This window comes from Vibrio sp. Vb0667 (assembly GCF_033391095.1).
Window position 1 is genome coordinate 1 of sequence record NZ_JAWPOL010000185.1, and the last position, 1,384, is coordinate 1,384.

The 1,384-nt window shown below is 46.0% G+C and carries 3 protein-coding genes; 1 reads left to right on the forward strand and 2 read right to left on the reverse strand.

The genetic code is table 11. The features are described 5' to 3' along the window. Window positions 1-463, reverse strand: a 463-nt coding sequence (locus R8269_RS24475) for a LysR family transcriptional regulator (protein ID WP_318222810.1), incomplete at its 3' end; no start/stop codon positions are given. A 128-nt stretch (window positions 464-591) separates the two neighbouring features. On the opposite strand from R8269_RS24475, the gene R8269_RS24480 reads away from it, so the two are divergent. Next, entirely contained in the window at window positions 592-1,239 is a 648-nt protein-coding gene (locus tag R8269_RS24480) for a glutathione S-transferase family protein (RefSeq protein ID WP_318222811.1), read from the forward strand. 67 nt (window positions 1,240-1,306) lie between these two features. On the opposite strand, the gene R8269_RS26740 is transcribed toward R8269_RS24480, so the two are convergent. After that, window positions 1,307-1,384, reverse strand: a 78-nt coding sequence (locus R8269_RS26740) for a 4Fe-4S dicluster domain-containing protein (protein WP_412079969.1), incomplete at its 5' end; no start/stop codon positions are given.

Consider the following 1,384-nt stretch of genomic DNA (forward strand, 5'->3'; position numbering starts at 1 on the left):
AGTATCCTTCTTCGCTATCGGGTGCACGAGTCACGATGGCGGCGTCTAATTTGCCTTCATCTAGCCATTCGCGGAGCGTCACGCTTGGCTCACTGTACACCTGGATAGAGCAGGTCGGTTCGGTTTGCTGCAATACGCGGATGACTTTAGGCAGCAGACTATCGTTATAGTCTTCTGGACATCCTAAACGCAGTGGGCGTTTGTTTTCGTAGCGTTTTACTTGCTTGACGGCTTGATTGTGCAAACTTACGAGTTGCTCTGCGTGCGCACGAAGTGACATACCCGCTTCGCTCAGTACAAGGTTGCGACCTTCCTTTTCGAATAAGCTGACATGGAGTTCATCTTCAAGCTTTCGCATTTGAGCACTAAACGCGGATTGGGTGCGATTGATTTGTTTTGCAGCACGAGTGAAGCTGCCTGTTTCAACAAACGCAAGAAAGCTGCGCAGCGCGTCAATATCCATATTCTTTTCTATCCATCGTTTTTGTTGAAGTGTTCCATCAAAACTATCCGTTAGTTTGAAATAAAACAATCAGATATTGTGATTTCACGCTTTAATTAATAACAACACCATTTGGCATGGAGGCAACAATGCAACTCTTTATCGGGAATCAAAACTACTCAAGTTGGTCATTGCGAGCGTGGCTCATTTTTTCTCAATACGATGTAAAAGTGGATGTGACTAAGCTAACGCTGTTTACTGAAGACTTCTACGACAAGCTGGCGAGCGTAACACCAACGGCCAAAGTACCAACATTGGTTGATGGCGAAGTCACGGTTTGGGATTCCTTAGCGATTTTGGAATATGTGAACGAGCAGTACCTACAAGGAAAGGCGTGGCCAAGCCATGTAGCGTACAAAGCGAAAGCGCGCGCGATTTCGGCTGAAATGCATTCGGGCTTTTTTGATTTGAGAAACGAGTTACCGATGAACTGTCGCGCACGTCGAAAAGTAGATCTGAGCGATGGAGCACTAAAGGATATTGCACGCATAGACGCAATTTGGTCTGAGCAAATGGCAAAGTTCCCAGACGCTTTTTTGTTTGGAGAGTGGTCGATTGCCGATGCTATGTATGCACCGGTTGCGTTGCGCTTTGAAACTTATGGCATTGAATTGTCCCAAGGCGCTAAAGCTTACCAGCAAAAAGTGCTAGCAAGCCAAGCGGTACAAAAGTGGCTAGCGGAAGCAAGTCAAGAAACAGATATTGTGCAAGAAGATGAAGCAGGAGTAGAGGTTTAAGTCCTCGATTTTGCTTCACCCTTTAAGGAGAGAGCATGATAGACACGGTGCTATCATGCTCTATTGACTACATATTCTGATAATTAGGCCCGCCACCGCCTTCTGGCGTCTTCCACGTAATGTTTTGTGACGGATCTTTTATATC

Coding starts and splice junctions, on each gene's coding strand:
- R8269_RS24480 (WP_318222811.1), top strand. CDS start 592: ATGCAACTCTTTATCGGGAATCAAAACTACTCAAGTTGGTCATTGCGA.